The organism is Rhizobium redzepovicii (genome assembly GCF_019793435.1).
Lineage (GTDB): Bacteria > Pseudomonadota > Alphaproteobacteria > Rhizobiales > Rhizobiaceae > Rhizobium > Rhizobium redzepovicii.
This window is the reverse complement of the sequence record NZ_JAILYH010000030.1, coordinates 33,459-49,675: the sequence shown is the minus strand read 5'-3', so window position 1 is coordinate 49,675 and position 16,217 is coordinate 33,459. Positions and strand designations below refer to the sequence as shown.

Annotated in this window: 15 protein-coding genes and 1 pseudogene; 13 read left to right on the top strand and 3 right to left on the bottom strand. The window is 61.1% G+C overall.

The window, feature by feature from the left end; translation table 11 throughout:
- From K6N12_RS31800 to K6N12_RS31740, 13 genes and pseudogenes are all read left to right on the top strand, one after another.
- A pseudogene (locus K6N12_RS31800) lies at positions 1-146 on the top strand (S-(hydroxymethyl)glutathione dehydrogenase); the annotation flags it as partial.
- 3 nt (positions 147-149) lie between these two features.
- Complete coding sequence (gene fghA / locus K6N12_RS31795; protein WP_222149138.1) at positions 150-986, top strand: S-formylglutathione hydrolase; 837 nt, start codon at positions 150-152, stop codon at positions 984-986.
- Positions 987-1,041: 55 nt separating this feature from the next.
- On the top strand, positions 1,042-1,614 hold the full coding sequence (gfa, locus tag K6N12_RS31790) for an S-(hydroxymethyl)glutathione synthase (protein ID WP_097629745.1): 573 nt from the start codon (positions 1,042-1,044) through the stop codon (positions 1,612-1,614).
- 413 nt (positions 1,615-2,027) lie between these two features.
- Complete coding sequence (locus K6N12_RS31785; protein ID WP_131711813.1) at positions 2,028-2,744, top strand: GntR family transcriptional regulator; 717 nt, start codon at positions 2,028-2,030, stop codon at positions 2,742-2,744.
- Entirely contained in the window at positions 2,741-3,652 is a 912-nt protein-coding gene (locus tag K6N12_RS31780) for a dihydrodipicolinate synthase family protein (RefSeq protein WP_131711814.1), read from the top strand. The genes K6N12_RS31785 and K6N12_RS31780 overlap by 4 nt, the downstream gene beginning before the upstream one ends.
- The gene (locus K6N12_RS31775; RefSeq protein ID WP_222134777.1) at positions 3,645-5,162 is read left to right on the top strand and encodes an aldehyde dehydrogenase; all 1,518 of its coding nucleotides are present in this window, start codon (positions 3,645-3,647) and stop codon (positions 5,160-5,162) included. The genes K6N12_RS31780 and K6N12_RS31775 overlap by 8 nt, the downstream gene beginning before the upstream one ends.
- Positions 5,159-6,505, top strand: coding sequence for an NAD(P)/FAD-dependent oxidoreductase (locus K6N12_RS31770; RefSeq protein ID WP_097629749.1), 1,347 nt, complete (start codon positions 5,159-5,161; stop codon positions 6,503-6,505). The genes K6N12_RS31775 and K6N12_RS31770 overlap by 4 nt, the downstream gene beginning before the upstream one ends.
- Positions 6,506-6,582: 77 nt before the next feature.
- Entirely contained in the window at positions 6,583-7,434 is an 852-nt protein-coding gene (locus K6N12_RS31765) for a glycine betaine ABC transporter substrate-binding protein (RefSeq protein WP_097629750.1), read from the top strand.
- Positions 7,435-7,518: 84 nt separating this feature from the next.
- Positions 7,519-8,610 (top strand): quaternary amine ABC transporter ATP-binding protein, encoded by a 1,092-nt coding sequence (locus tag K6N12_RS31760; protein ID WP_097629751.1) that lies wholly within the window; start codon positions 7,519-7,521, stop codon positions 8,608-8,610.
- A gap of 21 nt (positions 8,611-8,631) precedes the next feature.
- The gene (locus K6N12_RS31755) at positions 8,632-9,480 is read left to right on the top strand and encodes an ABC transporter permease (RefSeq protein ID WP_097629752.1); all 849 of its coding nucleotides are present in this window, start codon (positions 8,632-8,634) and stop codon (positions 9,478-9,480) included.
- A complete protein-coding gene (locus K6N12_RS31750; protein ID WP_097629753.1) occupies positions 9,477-10,328 on the top strand; it encodes an ABC transporter permease in 852 nt (283 codons plus the stop codon). The genes K6N12_RS31755 and K6N12_RS31750 overlap by 4 nt, the downstream gene beginning before the upstream one ends.
- Positions 10,329-10,341: 13 nt before the next feature.
- Complete coding sequence (locus K6N12_RS31745) at positions 10,342-11,340, top strand: 4-hydroxyproline epimerase (RefSeq protein ID WP_097629754.1); 999 nt, start codon at positions 10,342-10,344, stop codon at positions 11,338-11,340.
- Positions 11,341-11,380: 40 nt separating this feature from the next.
- Positions 11,381-12,394, top strand: coding sequence for a GlxA family transcriptional regulator (locus K6N12_RS31740; protein ID WP_097629755.1), 1,014 nt, complete (start codon positions 11,381-11,383; stop codon positions 12,392-12,394).
- A gap of 135 nt (positions 12,395-12,529) precedes the next feature.
- On the opposite strand, the gene K6N12_RS31735 is transcribed toward K6N12_RS31740, so the two are convergent.
- Genes K6N12_RS31735 through K6N12_RS31725 form a run of 3 tightly spaced genes read right to left on the bottom strand, consistent with a single transcriptional unit; the run spans position 12,530 to position 16,184 of the window.
- Positions 12,530-13,810 carry a M24 family metallopeptidase gene (locus K6N12_RS31735; protein WP_097629756.1) on the bottom strand — a complete coding sequence of 427 codons (1,281 nt, stop codon included), beginning with the start codon at positions 13,808-13,810 and terminating at the stop codon, positions 12,530-12,532.
- A gap of 39 nt (positions 13,811-13,849) precedes the next feature.
- Complete coding sequence (locus K6N12_RS31730) at positions 13,850-14,941, bottom strand: FAD-binding oxidoreductase (protein WP_097629757.1); 1,092 nt, start codon at positions 14,939-14,941, stop codon at positions 13,850-13,852.
- Positions 14,931-16,184, bottom strand: a complete 1,254-nt coding sequence (locus K6N12_RS31725; protein WP_131711821.1) for an aromatic ring-hydroxylating oxygenase subunit alpha — start codon at positions 16,182-16,184, stop codon at positions 14,931-14,933. Before K6N12_RS31725 ends, K6N12_RS31730 begins: the two co-directional genes overlap by 11 nt.
- Positions 16,185-16,217 lie beyond the last annotated feature (33 nt).

Sequence of the window (16,217 nt, the reverse complement as noted above, 5' to 3'; positions counted from 1 at the left end):
ACGTGCCGAAGATCGTCGACTGGTACATGCAGGGCAAGATCCAGATCGACCCGATGATCACCCACACCATGCCGCTCGACGACATCAACAAGGGCTTCGAGATGATGCACAAGGGCGAAAGCATTCGCGGCGTGGTGGTCTACTGAGCCATGAAAACCATCTCGACCGAGAAATCTCATGGCGGCACTCAAGGGGTCTATGTCAGTCGCTCCGAGGCCTGCGACTGCGACATGACCTTTGCGGTATACGTGCCGCCGCAGGCGGCCAAGGGCAATTGCCCGATGCTGTGGTATCTGTCCGGCCTGACCTGCACGCATGCCAATGTCATGGACAAGGGCGAATATCGGCGGCTTGCGGCCGAGCTCGGACTGATCGTCGTCTGCCCGGATACCAGTCCCCGCGGTGACCACGTTCCGGATGAATCGGACAATTGGCAGTTCGGCAAGGGCGCCGGCTTTTACGTTGACGCCACCGAGCCGCCGTTTTCGGCGAATTATCGCATGTACAGCTACATCACCGACGAGCTGCCGCGCCTCCTTGCCGCAGAATTTCCCGTCGATATGGACCGCCAGGGGATATTCGGCCACTCAATGGGCGGACATGGCGCAATCACCATCGCGCTCAAGAACCCGGACCGCTTCCGCAGCTGCTCGGCCTTTGCGCCGATCAGCCATCCCTCGGTGTCCGGCTGGTCGAAACCGGCATTGCGGAAATATCTTGGGCCCGATGAAAAGACCTGGCGGGCTTATGACGCCTTCTCGTTGATCGAAGACGGGCACCGGTTCCCGGAACTCTTCGTCGACCAGGGGACGGCGGACAGCTTCCTGGAGGACGGCTTGCGTCCCGATGAACTCAGGCAAGCCTGCGAGGCGGCGGGCATTCCGCTCAGGCTTCGCATGCAGGAAGGCTACGGCCACTCCTACTTTTTCATTTCGACATTCATGGAGGGGCATCTGCGCTGGCACGCGCAGAGGCTGGCGAATTGATTGCAGAGCTCGGCCGGGCATAACGCAAACGGCCAGGGAGGAAGGGAGAAAAGCAATGAGCAGCATAGCCATTCATCCGGCAGTGGATTCAGGCTTTCGAGCGACTGACGCTGCCTTTTCAGGCGGGACGCTGGTGTGCAAATGCACCAGTAATCCCGTGAAGGTCAGGATCAAGGGCGATATCGCCCACAATCACGCCTGCGGCTGCACGAAGTGCTGGAAGCCCGAGGGTGCGGCCTTTTCGGTCGTGGCGGTCGCGCCGACCGAAAACGTCGAAGTGCTGGAGAACGGCGACAAGCTCGCCGTCGTCGATCCTGCTGCCCTGATCCAGCGGCATGCCTGCAAGGAATGCGGCGTGCATATGTATGGGCCGGTCGAGCGCGAACATCCGTTCCAGGGATTGTCGTTCGTCCATCCCGAACGCTTCCAAGAAACCGGCTGGGCAAAGCCCGGCTTTGCGGCCTTCGTCTCGTCGATCATCGAAAGTGGCTTCGATCCTTCGAAGATGGACGCCGTCAGAGCGCAGTTGAAGGCATCCGGTATCGAGCCGTATGATTGCCTCAACCCCGGCCTGATGGACTATATCGCCACCTGGACCGCCAAGAAGAGCGGCGTTCTGGCCTCGTGATTTCATCGGGGGCGCCGACCCCGGCGCCCCCGACATGCCGCCGCTATCGAGAGATAATCCCAGATGGCCGCGCGCCGCCGGTTTGCCGGCGCCCGGGCTTTCCGATGCCCGGCCGCAGAGAACTCTCGCGCCCTATTATACGATAAACCGTTTGGCAAGAAGCTCCGCGGTGGCTACCGCCGCGGAGCTGTTCTCACTTGATCTCTGTCATCTCGATTAGTGGCGCCAATTTTCTACCCCTAAACCGTTTTCTCTCCACGCAGGGATCATGCGCTTAGACAGGCCGTCGGAACGGCCTATAATTGTGTATCCTCCGAATAATAATTGTGTACGCAAAGTACACAATCGTTTGACTCCGTTAAAAAGGCGTGCCATCTTCAGGGCGTAGAGCAACGAATGGCCGGAGATCGACGATGGCGAAGACACCGAAGAGCAATCTCTACGAGGACCTGAAACGCCAGATTCTGACGATGGAACTGGACCCGGACGCCGATCTGGACGAGGCCAGTTTGAGTGAAAAATACGGACTTTCCCGGACACCGGTGCGCGACATATTCCGCCGCCTTGCCGGCGAGGGCTATATCGACATTCGTGAGAACAGGGGTGCGCGGGTCATCCCGATGAACCACTCCACGCTTCGGAATTTCTTTCTCGTTGCGCCGATGATCTACGCGGCGATCGGCCGTCTTGCCGTCCAGAACTTCAAGCCCGCCCAGCTGTCGGACCTGAAGCAGACGCAGGAGCGGTTCCGCGCCGCCAGCCAGAGCATGGATGCCATGGCGATGGTTCTCGAGAACAATCGCTTTCACGAGATCTTCGGCGAGATGTCGGGCAACGTCTACATGCAGCCGAGCCTCGGCCGGTTGCTCATCGACCATGCGCGCATCGGTCATACGTTTTTCCGGCCGAGAAACGAGGATATGCGGCGGCGGCTGCAATTGGCCGTCGACCATCATGACGGCTTCATCGTGGCGCTCGGCGCTCACGACGAGGATGCCGTCGTCGATCTCGTTTTCGAACACTGGGAATTGTCTCGCGAGAACATGGAGATGTTCATCGCCCCGCAAGGCCTCAAGGCTGATGCCTTCGTGGGCGGTCCAGCCACGCAATTATTGGAGAAGTCGTCGTGAAATTTGAGGGGATCTATACGCCGGCAGTGACGCCGCTCGATAAGAACGGACAGATCGACCGGGCCGGATTTGCCGCCGTGCTCGAGTCGCTGATCGAGGCGGGCGTCCACGGCATCATCGTCGGCGGCTCGACGGGCGAATACTACGCCCAGAGCGGCCAGGAACGTCACGAACTCGCGGCCTATGCGAAGGACGTCATCGGCACGCGGCTACCGCTGATCATCGGCACCGGCGCCACGCGCACCGAAGATTCGGTCGAATATGCCAAGGCGGCGAAAGAAATCGGCGCGGATGCGATCCTGGTGTCGTCGCCGCCATACGCCCTGCCGACCGAACGCGAGAATGCGGTCCATGCGCTGACGGTCGATCGCGCCGCCAATCTGCCGATCATGCTCTACAACTATCCTGCCCGTATGGGTGTGGTGATGGGCGAGGAGTATTTCTCCCGCGTCGGCAAGTCGAAGAACGTGATCGCCATCAAGGAAAGCTCCGGCGACATGGGCAACCTTCACCGGCTCGCCCGGAAGTTTCCGCATATTGCCCTGTCCTGCGGCTGGGATGACCAGGCGCTCGAATTCTTCGCCTGGGGCGCGAAAAGCTGGGTCTGCGCCGGCTCCAATTTCCTGCCGCGCGAGCATGTCGCTCTCTACGAGGCCTGCGTCCTCGAGAAGAACTTCGACAAGGGCCGCGCGATCATGAGCGCGATGCTGCCGCTGATGGATTTCCTCGAATGCGGCAAATTCGTCCAATCGATCAAGCACGGCTGCGAGATCATCGGCCTCAAAGCCGGCCCGGTGCGGGCGCCGCTGCGCGGACTGAACTCCGAAGAGAAAAGAACCCTTGAGACCGTCGTTTCCACGTTGAAGCGCACGGTCGCCCAGATCACGTCGGGAGCCAATCATGCATGAACCCTTGACCGCCGCAGAATATAGGGCGATCGCCGCCGAACTGCAGTTTCCGACGAACGCCTTCATTGACGGCGCATTTCGTCCGGCAAATTCCGGCAAGACTTTCACCACCACGAACCCTGCGACAGGTGAGGTCCTTGCCGAAATCGCAGCCTGCGATTCCAGCGACGTCGACTTCGCGGTGCAGAAGGCGAAGGACGCGTTCGACGACGGACGCTGGCGGCTGCGCTCGCCGGGCGAGCGCAAGGAAGTGCTGCTGAAGCTCGCCAAGCTCCTGGAGCGGAACAGACACGAGCTCGCCGTCCTGGAAAGCCTCGACAGCGGCAAGCCGGTGCGCGAATGCCAGACGGTCGATGTTCCCGATACCATTCATACGATCCGCTGGCATGCCGAGCTCATCGACAAAATCTACGACAACACCAACAATGTCGGCGCCAATGCGTTGGCCATGGTGGTGCGCGAGCCGATCGGCGTCGTTGGCTGTGTTTTGCCGTGGAACTTCCCGCTGCTGATGCTGGCCTGGAAGATCGGCCCGGCGCTTGCCGCCGGCTGCTCGGTCATCGTCAAGCCGGCGCAGGAAACGACACTCACGACGCTGCGCGTCGCCGAGCTTGCCCATGAGGCAGGTATCCCTGCTGGTGTGTTCAACGTCGTCACCGGTTCCGGCCGGGAGGTGGGCGAACCGATCGGCCTGCATAATGATGTCGACATGGTGGCCTTCACCGGATCGACGCCGACCGGCCGTCGCTTCCTGCGTTACGCCGCGGACTCGAACCTCAAGAAGGTCGTGCTCGAATGCGGCGGCAAGAATCCCGCCGTCGTTCTCGACGATGCCGAAGACCTCGATCTCGTCGCCGAGCAGGTGGTCAACGGCGCTTTCTGGAACATGGGCGAGAATTGCTCGGCCACGTCGCGTCTCATCGTTCATTCCAAGATCAAGGATGAATTGATGAAGCGCATCGGCGCCTATATGCGCGAATGGAAGACCGGCGACCCGCTCGATCCCGAAAACCGCATCGGCGCGCTCGTCAGCAAGTCGCATTTCGAGAAGGTGAAATCCTTCCTCGACGACGCCAAGACGGAGAAGCTGTCCGTCACCCAGGGCGGCGAAACCTATAAGGGCATCTTCATCGAGCCGACGCTGGTCGAGGGCGTAACACCAGCTAGCCGCCTGTTCCAGGAGGAGATCTTCGGCCCGATCCTGTCGGTTACGACATTCAACACGCTCGCCGAGGCGACCGCTTTGGCCAACGACACCAATTACGGCCTCACGGCATCCGTCTATACCGGCAGTCTGCGCAACGCGATCCGGCTCTCCCGCGACATCCGCGCCGGCCTCGTCACCGTCAATTGCTTCGGCGAGGGCGATGCCTCGACCCCCTTCGGCGGCTATAAGGAGTCCGGTTTCGGCGGCCGCGACAAGTCGGTCTTCGCCCACGACAATTACTGCGAGCTCAAGACCATCTGGATCGACATCTCCGAACGGTCGGTTGACGAGACGATCCGATGAGCCGCCATGTGATCAAGCACCTGCCGACTGACACCGGCGTTTCGGGATGGGAGGCAACCAGCGAACGCGCCTTTCCCGTAACGGCGCTTGAACACGACATTACCGCCGACTGGCTGATCATCGGCGGCGGCTTTGCCGGTCTGTCGGCGGCGCGCCGCCTCTCACAGTCGCGGCCTCAGGACAAGATCGTCGTCCTCGAGGCCCGCGAACTCGCTAAGGGCCCGGCCGGAAGGAATTCCGGCTTCATGATCGACGTGCCGCACAATCTGTCCTCGGGCGAGTATTCGGTGGCCGACGAGGAAGCGACCAAGGACGAGATCCGGCAGAACCGTCTAGCGATCTCTTTCGCAGCCGATGCCGCGGCCGAATACGGCCTGTCCAGGGATACATTCGATCCCTCTGGCAAGGTGAATGCCGCAGCCTCCGACCGGGGAATGGGTCTCAACGACAATTACAGGAAGTCGCTTGAGAAGATCGGCGAGGAGCATCGCGTTCTCGATGCCGATCAGATGCGGGAGATGACCGGCTCGCACTATTATCGCGGCGGCCTTTACACGCCGGGCGCGGTGATGATCCAGCCTGCCGATTATATCAGGGGCCTCGCGCGCGGGCTCCATTCGAAGGTTGCCATCCACGAGCACTCGCCGGTGCTGGAGCTTTCGCGCGAAGGCAGGACCTGGAAGGCGAAGACCGCCCGCGGCTCCGTTTCGGCGCCCAAGGTCATCCTCGGTGTGAACGGTCATATTCAAAGCTTCGGCCATTTCCGTGGACGGCTGATGCATATCTTTACCTATGCGTCGATGACCTCAGCCTTTTCCCAGAACGAATTCGCAGGCGATGTCACCGGTGTGGATCGCTGGGCGTTGCTGCCGGCCGACCCGATGGGCGCGACGGTGCGCAAGATCACCAAGGACGGGCTTTCGAGGATCGTCGTCAGGACGAGGTTCACTTACGACCCGAGCCTAAAAGTGTCGGAAAAGCGCGTCGCCGGCATCGCCGCCGAGCAGCGACGGTCGTTCGACGCTCGTTTTCCTGGGCTAGAAAGCCTGCCGCTGGAATATAGCTGGGCAGGTGCGCTCTGCCTCAGCAGAAATCATGTGCCGGCGTTCGGCGAGGTCGAAGACGGGCTTTTTTCGGCCTGCTGCGAGAATGGCCTCGGCACCGTCAAGAGCACGCTTGCGGGCATGATGGCCGCGGATCTCGCGACCGGCGCCCGCAGCCCCGAACTCGACCGATACAGCAATCAGCCGGAACCGACCAGGTTGCCGCCCGAGCCCATCGCATGGCTTGGCGTCAATTCGGTCATCCGCTTTCAGGAATTGCGGGCAGGCCGCGAGGGATGATCCCTCGGCCGCGCAATATGAAGACTGCCGCCTGCAGACTTCGATGAGAATGGGAACGAAAACCAGGAGTAAGAACAATGAAGATTTTGTGGAAGGCGCTTTGCGCCGCTGCAGTAATCGGGATGAGCGTCCTTCCGGCTCGCGCTGAGGAAAAGACGATCAATCTCGGCACGATGTCGTGGGAAGACCTTACGCCCATCACCGGCATTACCAAGAAGGTTCTGGAAGACGCCGGCTACACCGTGAAGGTCACCGAGTTCTCCGAATGGGGCATCGCCTATGCCGCTCTCGCCAAGGGCGATATCCAGGCTCTCACCTCGCAGACCGACTACGTCGCCCAAGACTATTGGGACAAGAACAAGAACCGTCTCGAAAAGATTTCGCCGGTTTCGCACGGCCTCTATCAGGGTGTCGCCGTTCCGAAATACGTTCCGATCGACTCGCTCGAACAGCTCAATGAAAACGCCGACAAGTTTGGCGGCAAGATCATCGGCATCGAACCGGGCGCCGGCCTGATGCGCGATACGTCGAATGCGGTCAAGGATTACGGCCTCAAGCTCCAGCTCGTCGAAGGCAGCACGGCCGCGATGACGGCGGCGCTGAAATCCGCCTACGATCGCAAGGAGTGGATCGCGGTCACGATCTGGGAGCCGTCATGGATGGTCCAAAAGTACGAGGTCAAGTACCTGAAGGATCCGAAGGGCGTCTTCCCGCCGCCGCAGAGCTATTACTGGATCGGCCATAAGGGCTTCTCCGAAGAATACCCGCACGCCCGCGAAGTCATGGCCAGCGTCTACGTGCCGATCGCCGACATCACCACCATCAACGGTGAAGTCAAGGACGGCAAGACTATGGATCAGGCCGTGCAGGATTGGATCGGCGGCCATGCCGACCTGATCAAGCGCTGGGAAAACATCAAGAAGAAGTAAGCATCTCGTGGCCGCCCGACACGTCGGGCGGCCATCTTGGAACGGAATAAAGAAGCCAGCGCCATTGGCTCAAAGGGGATCGCTATGAAAGCTGTCAATATCGAAGCCAAAGATGTCCTGATCGACTGCCAATCCCTCTGGAAGGTCTTCGGAAGCAAGTCAGCTGCCGCGATGAAATCGATCAAGGAACGCGGCCTCGGCAAGAATGAGGTCCTCAAGGAATTCAACTGCGTCGTCGGCGTCTCCGATGCAAGCATCGAGGTCCGGCGCGGCGAAATCTTCTGCATCATGGGGCTGTCGGGAAGCGGAAAATCGACGCTCATCCGCCTTCTCAATAAGCTGATCACACCGAGCTCCGGTAAGGTCCTCGTCAAGGGACGCGACCTTGCCAGCCTGTCGCCGGCTGATCTCAGGCAGATGCGCGCCAAGAACATCGGCATGGTGTTCCAGAGCGTCGCGCTGCTGCCGCACCGGACGGTGCTCGAAAATGCGGCCTTCGGCCTCGAAGTCCAGGGTATTGCGAAGGCGGAGCGAAACAAGACTGCTTCTGCCGCGCTCGAGAAGGTCGGCCTCGCCGACTGGCTGAGCCGCTATCCCAACGAGCTTTCCGGCGGCATGCAGCAACGCGTCGGGCTTGCCCGTGCGCTCGCCTCCGACCCCGAGATCATTCTGATGGACGAGCCGTTCAGCGCGCTCGACCCGCTGATCCGGCGCCAGCTTCAGGATGAATTCCGCCAGCTGACCAAAGCGCTCGGCAAATCCGCCGTCTTCATCACTCATGATCTCGACGAGGCGATCCGCATCGGCGACCGCATCGCGATCATGAAGGACGGCGTCATCATCCAGACCGGCACGGCCGAGGAAATCATCCTTAACCCGGCGGACGCCTATGTCGCCGAATTCGTCGCGGGCATCTCCCGCCTTCACCTGATCAAGGCGCATTCCGTCATGCGCAGCGTCACCGAATTCCAGCAAAGCGCGCCGAACTTCGACATTGCGTCGCTGGCGCGCACGACGCCGGACGCGGATATCGACGAGCTCATCTCTTTGACGATGCAGTCGGAGCGCGACGCCATCGCCGTCGTCGACAATGATCGGGTCGTCGGCGTGGTCACGCCGCGCAGCCTGCTGATGGGCGTCAAGGGAACGTCTGCCCCCGATCTCACGGCGGCGTGACCCCAACTGGAGGTGATTGACATGGATAGTTCAGCCTTCACCGATGTTTTCGACGAATGGACCGACTCGGCGCTCGAATGGGTGAGCGACAACGGGGAGTCCCTCTTCGACTATATCAGACAGGTTCTTGAAGGGCTTTATGACGGCATCCTCTGGCTCCTGCAGCTTCCGCCCTTCTATCTGATCGCCCTGGTCGTGGCGCTTATCGGCTGGCGGCTGGTCAATGTCTGGTTCGCCCTCTTGAGCGGCATCGCGCTGGCGCTTTGTTTTTGGATGGGGCTCTGGCCGGAGACGATGAGCACGCTGGCTCTGGTTCTGACCGCGACTGTGATCGCCTTGGCGATCGGCATCCCGATCGGCATCGCCGCCGGCTTCTTCACCGCCCTCGATCGATTCATGGAGCCGGGCCTCGATCTGATCCAGACGCTTCCGCCTTATATCTACCTGCTGCCGGCGATCGCCCTGCTCGGCTACGGGCCGGCAACTGCGCTGATCGCAACCGTGATCGTCGCGGTGCCGCCGGCAATCCGCCTGACCTCGCTCGGTATCCGCATGACCCCCAAGGAATTCATCGAACTTGGGGAGGCGCTCGGGGTGACGCCGGCAAAGATGTTCTTCAAGATCCGTCTTCCCTTTGCCCTGCCGAGCATCATGGCGGGTATCAACCAGAGCCTGATGATGGCCTTCGGCATGGTGGTCATCGCCGGCATCGTCGGCTCCGGCGGGCTCGGAGAGACGATCTACGGCGCGATCAGGACACTCGACATCGCCACTTCAATCAATGGAGCGATCGCCATCGTGGTATTGACCATGGTGATTGACCGGATCACCCAGAGTGCCGCTCGCTTGGGAACAGGGAGGAAAGCATGAATCTTTCGACCTTGCAGTTTTCGCCCGGCGCCTTCCTGGCCCCATCAGTCGATTGGCTCAACACCAATCTTCACCCGCTGTTTGCGGCCATCAGCTATCTGGTGGAAACGGTGCTTTCGGCTATCGAGGCAGCACTGCTCTTCGTGCCGCCCTATGCGCTGATCGCGATCGTCGTCGTCCTGGCATTCTTTGCCGTCGGCCTGCGCGCCGCGATCCTTGCCGGTCTCTGCCTCGGCTTCTGCCTGCTCGTCGGGCTGTGGACGGCATCGATGCAGACCCTTGCGCTGGTCACCGTCGCCGTGATGATCTCGGTGCTCATCGCCTTTCCGATCGGCGTCCTGTGCTCGCGGCACAAGACGCTGGAGGCGGTGGTTCGGCCAATTCTCGACGTGATGCAGACCGTGCCGCCCTGGGTCTATCTCATTCCGGCGGTGATGATCTTCAGCCTTGGGCGCGTGCCGGCGATTATCGCCACCATCGTCTACGGCATTCCGCCGATGCTGCGCCTGACGACGCTGGCCTTCAACCAGGTGCCGAAGGTGTTCATCGAACTCGGCAGCGCGATCGGCGCGCCGCCGCGCTCGATCCTCTGGAAGATCGAAATCCCTCTGGCCAAGCAGACGCTGCTGGTCGGGCTCAACCAGTGCATTCTTCTGTCGCTGGCGATGGTCGTGCTGGCCGGCCTCGTCGGCGCAGGCGGTCTCGGCGCCGAGGTGACGCGCGGCCTGACGCGCATGGAGATGGGGCTTGGCCTGAGAGCCGGCCTGGCAATCGTCGCGGTCGCCGTTCTGCTCGACCGGTTGTCCCGCGGCCTGCTCGACCGCGACAGGCTGCCGAAGGCGAGATGAGGAGGATCCGAGGATGAGAAACAGCTTCTTCTGCATCGATGCGCATACCTGCGGCAACCCCGTCCGCCTTGTTGCCGGCGGCGGTCCGCTGCTTCCGCACGTGCCGATGGGCGAGCGCCGGGAAATCTTCGTCCGCGACCACGACTGGGTCCGCAGGGCGCTGATGTTCGAGCCGAGGGGGCATGACATCATGTCGGGCTCGATCATCTATCCCCCCTATCGAGAGGACTGCGATTTCGCCGTTCTTTTCATCGAGGTCAGCGGCTGCCTGCCGATGTGCGGCGCCGGCACGATCGGTACCGTGACCGCTGCGATCGAGGAGGGGCTGGTCAGACCGCGCAAGCCCGGCAGGGTCGCCATCGAAACGCCAGCGGGCAGGGTTGATGTGACCTATGAGGAGAAGGGCGGCTATGTCGATTCCGTTCGTCTCCACAATGTAGCGAGCTATCTCCATGAGGCGGATGTCGAGGTCGATGTGCCTGGTATGGGCCGTCTGCGCGTCGATATCTCCTATGGCGGCAATTATTATGCGGTCGTCGAGCCGCAAGAGAATTGGAGCGGGCTCGACGGCATGAGCGCCTCCGACATCGTCGGCTGCAGCCAGAAGCTCAGATCAGCGCTTGCCGATGTCTGCGATCCCGTTCATCCCGACGATGCCAGAATCCGCGGCGTACATCATGCGATCTGGTGCGACCGTCCGGTGAACGACGTTTCGGACGGACGCTGTGCGGTCTTTTATGGCGACAAGGCCATCGATCGGTCGCCGGGCGGCACCGGCACTTCGGCGCGCATGGCGCAGCTCCACGCCAAGGGGCGGCTCGATGTCGGGTCGAGATACCGTCATGAAAGCCTGATCGGAACCATTTTCGAGGGCCGGGTCGAAGCCGAGGCGAGGGTCGGACCTTATCGCGGCATCCTTCCAAGCATTGGCGGCTGGGCGCGGGTCATCGGCCACAACACCATTTTTGTTGACGAGCGTGATCCACTGGCACACGGATTTCAAATTCGATGAGCGCATTTTCCGAGTTTTGAGAGGCGGCAAGGAGATGACTATGCGACCGGAGCAGCATCGGCAGGGAGACGGCGCCGCGAAACCCGGTGCTCGGCTTAAAGTGGGATTCGTGCTGTCGCGGTCATTTACGCTGTCGGCCTTCGCACTCTTCATTGATACGCTGCGGCTTGCCAGCGACGAGCAGGATCGCTCCGGGAGGGTGCTTGCAGATTGGCAGGTGATCGGCAGCACGCGGCATCTGATCACCTCGAGCTGCGGAGTTCAGGTTGCCCCGACCTCCGATTTCGTCGATCCGTTGAAATTCGATTACATCGTGGTCGTCGGCGGACTTCTGACTGTGGAGAACCCTGTCGACCAGCAGACCATCAACTTTCTCAGGCAGGCGGATGCCAAGAAGGTCCCGCTGATCGGCGTTTGCACGGGCTCGTTCATTCTTGCGGCCGCTGGCCTGATGAAGCGGCACGAGTCCTGCGTGAGCTGGCTGCATTACAAGGAGTTTCGCGAGCGGTTTCCCGACCTCGGCGTTCGATCCGACCGGCTCTTCAATCTCGATCGCCAGCGCGGATCCTGCGCCGGCGGCAGCAGTTCGGCCGACATGGCCGCGTTGCTGGTCAGGAAATATATCAGCCGGGATGCCGAGCGAAATGCGCTTGAGGTGCTTCAGATCGAGAAGGCCCGGGCGCCGGCGGACATCCAGCCCCGCCGCCCGCTGTATGACGACTATGACGACGCCCGCGTCAAGGCGGCGATGATTACGATGGAACAGTTCGTCGACGGCAGCATATCGATCCAGAAGCTTGCCGGGATGGTTGGGCTGTCACGGCGGCAGTTGGAGAGAATTTTCATCGACAAGACGGGAATGTCTCCCGCCAAGGCCTATAATCGGGTTCGCATGGAGCGGGCAAAATCGATCCTGGTCCAGTCGAAGGCGCCGCTTATCGAGATCGCGCTTGACGTCGGCTTCGAAAATGCCTCCCAGTTCACGCGAACCTTCAAGCGGACCTTTGGGCAGACCCCATCACAGCATCGCGCGGCGGCTTTGAGAGCGCACTAAAGCGCTTCGCGATCTTTCAGATTCGCTCCTTGCGCTTTAGGTCTTTGTTTTTCGCATGTCGTTGCGGCAAAAGCGCTTCGCGCTTTGCCTGGCAAAACCGCAGCACACTTTTGCGCGACATGCTTTAAACGCACCTCAGATCTCTTCCCACGGAAAGGTGTCCAGCCGCTCCGCGCCCTTTGATGTGATCAGGGCCTGGGTCTCCAGCTTGATGCTTTCCGATCCGGCTTCGGCGATCAGGCTTTCGACGTTGAGCACCATGTTCTCCTCGATGATGCCGCTGAAATCGGGATCGAAATCCGGATGCAGCATCACGCCCGGCCATTCATCGGCCATGCCGGTGCCGTGCAGGGCCAGCGTATAGCGATAGCGCTGGTATTTCTCCGGGATTTGCCACGACAGTTCGTTGAACTCCCGGAACGTCATGCCGGGCCGGATAATCGAGAGATTGTGCTCGATTTGGTCCCTGGCTGCCGCGTAAAGCTCCTTCTGCTTGGCGTTCATCGCCACATGGCCTGATGTCCACGAGCGCGAGAGGTCGGCGCAATAGCCGTAGGGGCCGATCATATCGGTGTCGAAGGAGATCATCTCGCCGCGCTTGATGACGTAGTCCGAACATTCCTGATACCAGGGATTGGTTCGGGGGCCTGCGGTCAGCAATTTGGTTTCTAGCCATTCGCCGCCGCTGCGCGCATTTTCGAAGTGCAGCTCGGCCCAGATTTCCCGCTCGGTACGGCCCGGCTCTGACACTTCGTACATCCGCGCCATTCCCGCTTCGCAGACGCGGATCGTCCAGCGCATCAGCTCGATTTCTTCAGCGCTTTTGATCGACCGCGCCCGTTCGGCCAGCTCCTGGCCGTCGAGAAGGGTAAACCCGCGTTCCGTGAGTTCGAAGGCGCCTGATGGTTCGAGCCTGTCGACGGCGATGCGCCTGTTGCCGCCATTGCCGGTCACAAGATCCGCGACCTCGTCAGCCCATGCTTTCAGGCGGGGTTCGATGAGGTTGCCGGCGGTGAAGAAGATCCAGGACTTTGCCAGCCGGATCTCGTCGATGCCGGGCAGCCCGTCATTGACGTGTTCGGCGCCTTCGAATTCGAAAATAATCGCCGGGCCCTCGGCCAGGATCAGCGCGTAACGCGACGGATTGTGCATCGTCCAGATGCTCATATTCGACGAGTCGAAGGCATAGCGGATGTTGACGGGATCGTAGAGCAGCAGGGCGCCGCAATCCCATTCGAGCATCTTCATGCGCAGCCGCGCCAGCCGGTAGCGGCGTGCCCGGTCGAGTGTGGCCGCCGGCACAGGACTGATGAGAGGCCGGTCCGCTCCATCGGGATTGAGGTAAGCCTGCTTGCGCTCGTCCTTAAAGACGGTTGAGCCGGCCAGCTCGACGGATTCGTTTTCGTCTCGCAGCATCCGCGTGATCCCTGTTGTCGGTGAATAGTGCGGTGTCGCTCAGCGTTCGATGACGAGATCGCTGAGCGGCTTCGAGCAGCAGGGCAGGAAAAAGCCGGCGTCGATTTCCCTCTGGCGGATGCCGCCATTGTGGTTCATGTCGACCGTGCCTGATGTCAGCTTCGACTTGCAGGTGCCGCAAACGCCGTTGGCGCAGGAGGATGGAATCCTGACGCCTGACTTCTTCGCACAGGAGAGCACGCTCTGGTCGCCTGTTACCTCGATGCTGCGGGCCTGCTTCGAGAAAGTGACCTGAAAAACCTCGGCGGCCGCCTCCTGAATCGCCGGGATTTCAGACTCGTCGATGACCGCGGCGTCGAAGCTTTCCTCCAGATAGTGCGCGGCGGGAACGCCGAGCTCCGCGGAAATGCTGCGTGCGGCCGCCATGAACGGGGCGGGACCGCAGCACATCACCATCCGTTCCGCAATATCGGGAACCGCGAGCCTGACATAGTCCGCCGAAATGCGGCCGGTGAGGCCAGGCCATGACGCCTCGCCCGCAACTGTTTCCGGCAGGAAGTGCAGCCGAAGGCCCTTGAGCCTGCGGGCGATGCAGGCGAGTTCGTCGCGGAAGATCAGATCCTGCGGCGTGCGCGCCGCATGCATGAAGACGACGTCGGCAGGCTCGCAGCTGTCGGCGAGTTCCCGCAGAATGGACATGACTGGCGTGATACCGGAACCGCCGGAGAGCAGCAGAAGTTTCGGCTTCGACGCCTCAGGCCGGATGAAATTGCCAAGCGGGCCGTTCGCCTTGACGGACGCTCCCGGAACCAGGGTGTCGTGAAGCCAGTTGGAGATCTTGCCGCCCGGAACGCGTTTTACCGTAACGGAGAAGGCGTTCGTGCGATAAGGCGAAGACGAGATGCTGTAGCATCGGCTTTCCGCCTCTCCGTTATGCTCGAGGTCGAACAGAAAATACTGTCCGGCCTTGAAGGCGAACCGCTTCCCGTCAGGAGATGCGAAGGTGAAAGTCTTGACGTCATGGGATTCCTGCTGGACGTCGAGACAGACGAGCGCATCGTCTTCCTCGGGATTCCAGACGTCGTGACGGGCGGCCCTTGCGAGCAGCGCTTGCGGGGTCCTAGTATCCATGAGCGCGCATCCGGTCGATGTACCAGCTGGCGAACTTGTCGAGGTTCGTCTCGGAAAAGCGGGAATAGGGGCCCGGCTGATAGGCGGGATCGAGAGCGCCGGCATGGGAACGGGCGACGAGATCGGCGTCCTGATCCGTCGTGGCGACCCAGACATCCGTCAGCTTGTCGATGTCGTAATCGACCCCTTCGACGGCGTCCTTGTGCACCAGCCACTTGGTTCTCACCAGCGTCTTGCCGGCCGACAGCGGGATGACGGTTGCCACGACAGCATGGTCGCCCATGAAGTGGTTCCAGCTGTTATGACCCCAGAGATGCGTGTCTCCGAGATCCTTGCGGGTCATCTGGCCGAGGAGCTTGGAGGATGCGGCGGTGGCGTCGTGGGTCTGGGATTCGCCCGCACCTGATATGATCAGCCGCTGCGTGCGGAAGTTCGTGGCGCAGTCGGAAAGCTGCTCAACAGCAGCCGAAGGGAAACCGTCGGCCTCCCATGCCTGCGTGCGCTCCTCGTACATCCGGAAATGCTCCTCGGCCTGCTCACGATCCTCAGGGCTCAGCGTTTCCGGATCGAAGCCGAAGTCGAGATCGACGAAGGAGACGCAGAGTTCCGGGTGGTTGGCGGAGCAGTGATAACACTCGCGATTGTTCTCCATCGTCAGCTTCCAGTTGCCGTCCTCGATGACGTCGGTCTGGTGGGCGATCTTGGCATTGCGGATATCATAGGGAGCAAGGCGCTCGACCATCGCCTGTTCGAGTCCGGCAATGTCCTCGGGCGGATTGTCGGACAGGCAGACGTAGATCAGGCCGCCGATCGATTTGAAGGTGACGGGTTTCAGGCCGTGACAATCCTTGTCAAATTCCTTGCCCATATGGGGGGCGTAGCTGAGCTCGCCCGTGAGCTCATAGGTCCAGGTGTGATAGGGACAGACGAGCTTCGAAACGATCGTCTTGCCCGGATTGAGAAGGCGAGAGCCGCGATGGCGGCAGACATTGTGCAGGACGCGGATTTCACCGTCGTCGTCGCGCAGCAGGATCAGGCTTGTCTTGCCGATATCGACGACCGTGGCGTCGCCGGGCTCCGGAACATCACAGTCGAGGCCGACGCAGATCCAGTGCTTGTGGAAGAAGACCTCGATATCCGCTTCGAATACGTCTTCGCGGATGTAGAGGCCGGCCGGCAGCGAGTGGCCTTCCGAGCGGGAGTCCAGCAGCGCCGAAATGGAAGAAGGAAGCCTGTTTAGCATGAGAACCTCTTATGCGAGAGTTTCCCTAGATTG

What these genes read in the sequence shown, in the direction of transcription:
- K6N12_RS31765 (WP_097629750.1), top strand. Translation starts at nt 6,583, where the DNA reads ATGAAGATTTTGTGGAAGGCGCTTTGCGCCGCTGCAGTAATCGGGATG.
- gfa (WP_097629745.1), top strand. Translation starts at nt 1,042, where the DNA reads ATGAGCAGCATAGCCATTCATCCGGCAGTGGATTCAGGCTTTCGAGCG.
- K6N12_RS31775 (WP_222134777.1), top strand. Translation starts at nt 3,645, where the DNA reads ATGCATGAACCCTTGACCGCCGCAGAATATAGGGCGATCGCCGCCGAA.
- K6N12_RS31725 (WP_131711821.1), bottom strand. Translation starts at nt 16,184, where the DNA reads ATGCTAAACAGGCTTCCTTCTTCCATTTCGGCGCTGCTGGACTCCCGC.
- K6N12_RS31750 (WP_097629753.1), top strand. Translation starts at nt 9,477, where the DNA reads ATGAATCTTTCGACCTTGCAGTTTTCGCCCGGCGCCTTCCTGGCCCCA.
- K6N12_RS31735 (WP_097629756.1), bottom strand. Translation starts at nt 13,810, where the DNA reads ATGCTGCGAGACGAAAACGAATCCGTCGAGCTGGCCGGCTCAACCGTC.
- K6N12_RS31785 (WP_131711813.1), top strand. Translation starts at nt 2,028, where the DNA reads ATGGCGAAGACACCGAAGAGCAATCTCTACGAGGACCTGAAACGCCAG.
- fghA (WP_222149138.1), top strand. Translation starts at nt 150, where the DNA reads ATGAAAACCATCTCGACCGAGAAATCTCATGGCGGCACTCAAGGGGTC.
- K6N12_RS31730 (WP_097629757.1), bottom strand. Translation starts at nt 14,941, where the DNA reads ATGGATACTAGGACCCCGCAAGCGCTGCTCGCAAGGGCCGCCCGTCAC.
- K6N12_RS31755 (WP_097629752.1), top strand. Translation starts at nt 8,632, where the DNA reads ATGGATAGTTCAGCCTTCACCGATGTTTTCGACGAATGGACCGACTCG.
- K6N12_RS31740 (WP_097629755.1), top strand. Translation starts at nt 11,381, where the DNA reads ATGCGACCGGAGCAGCATCGGCAGGGAGACGGCGCCGCGAAACCCGGT.
- K6N12_RS31770 (WP_097629749.1), top strand. Translation starts at nt 5,159, where the DNA reads ATGAGCCGCCATGTGATCAAGCACCTGCCGACTGACACCGGCGTTTCG.
- K6N12_RS31760 (WP_097629751.1), top strand. Translation starts at nt 7,519, where the DNA reads ATGAAAGCTGTCAATATCGAAGCCAAAGATGTCCTGATCGACTGCCAA.
- K6N12_RS31745 (WP_097629754.1), top strand. Translation starts at nt 10,342, where the DNA reads ATGAGAAACAGCTTCTTCTGCATCGATGCGCATACCTGCGGCAACCCC.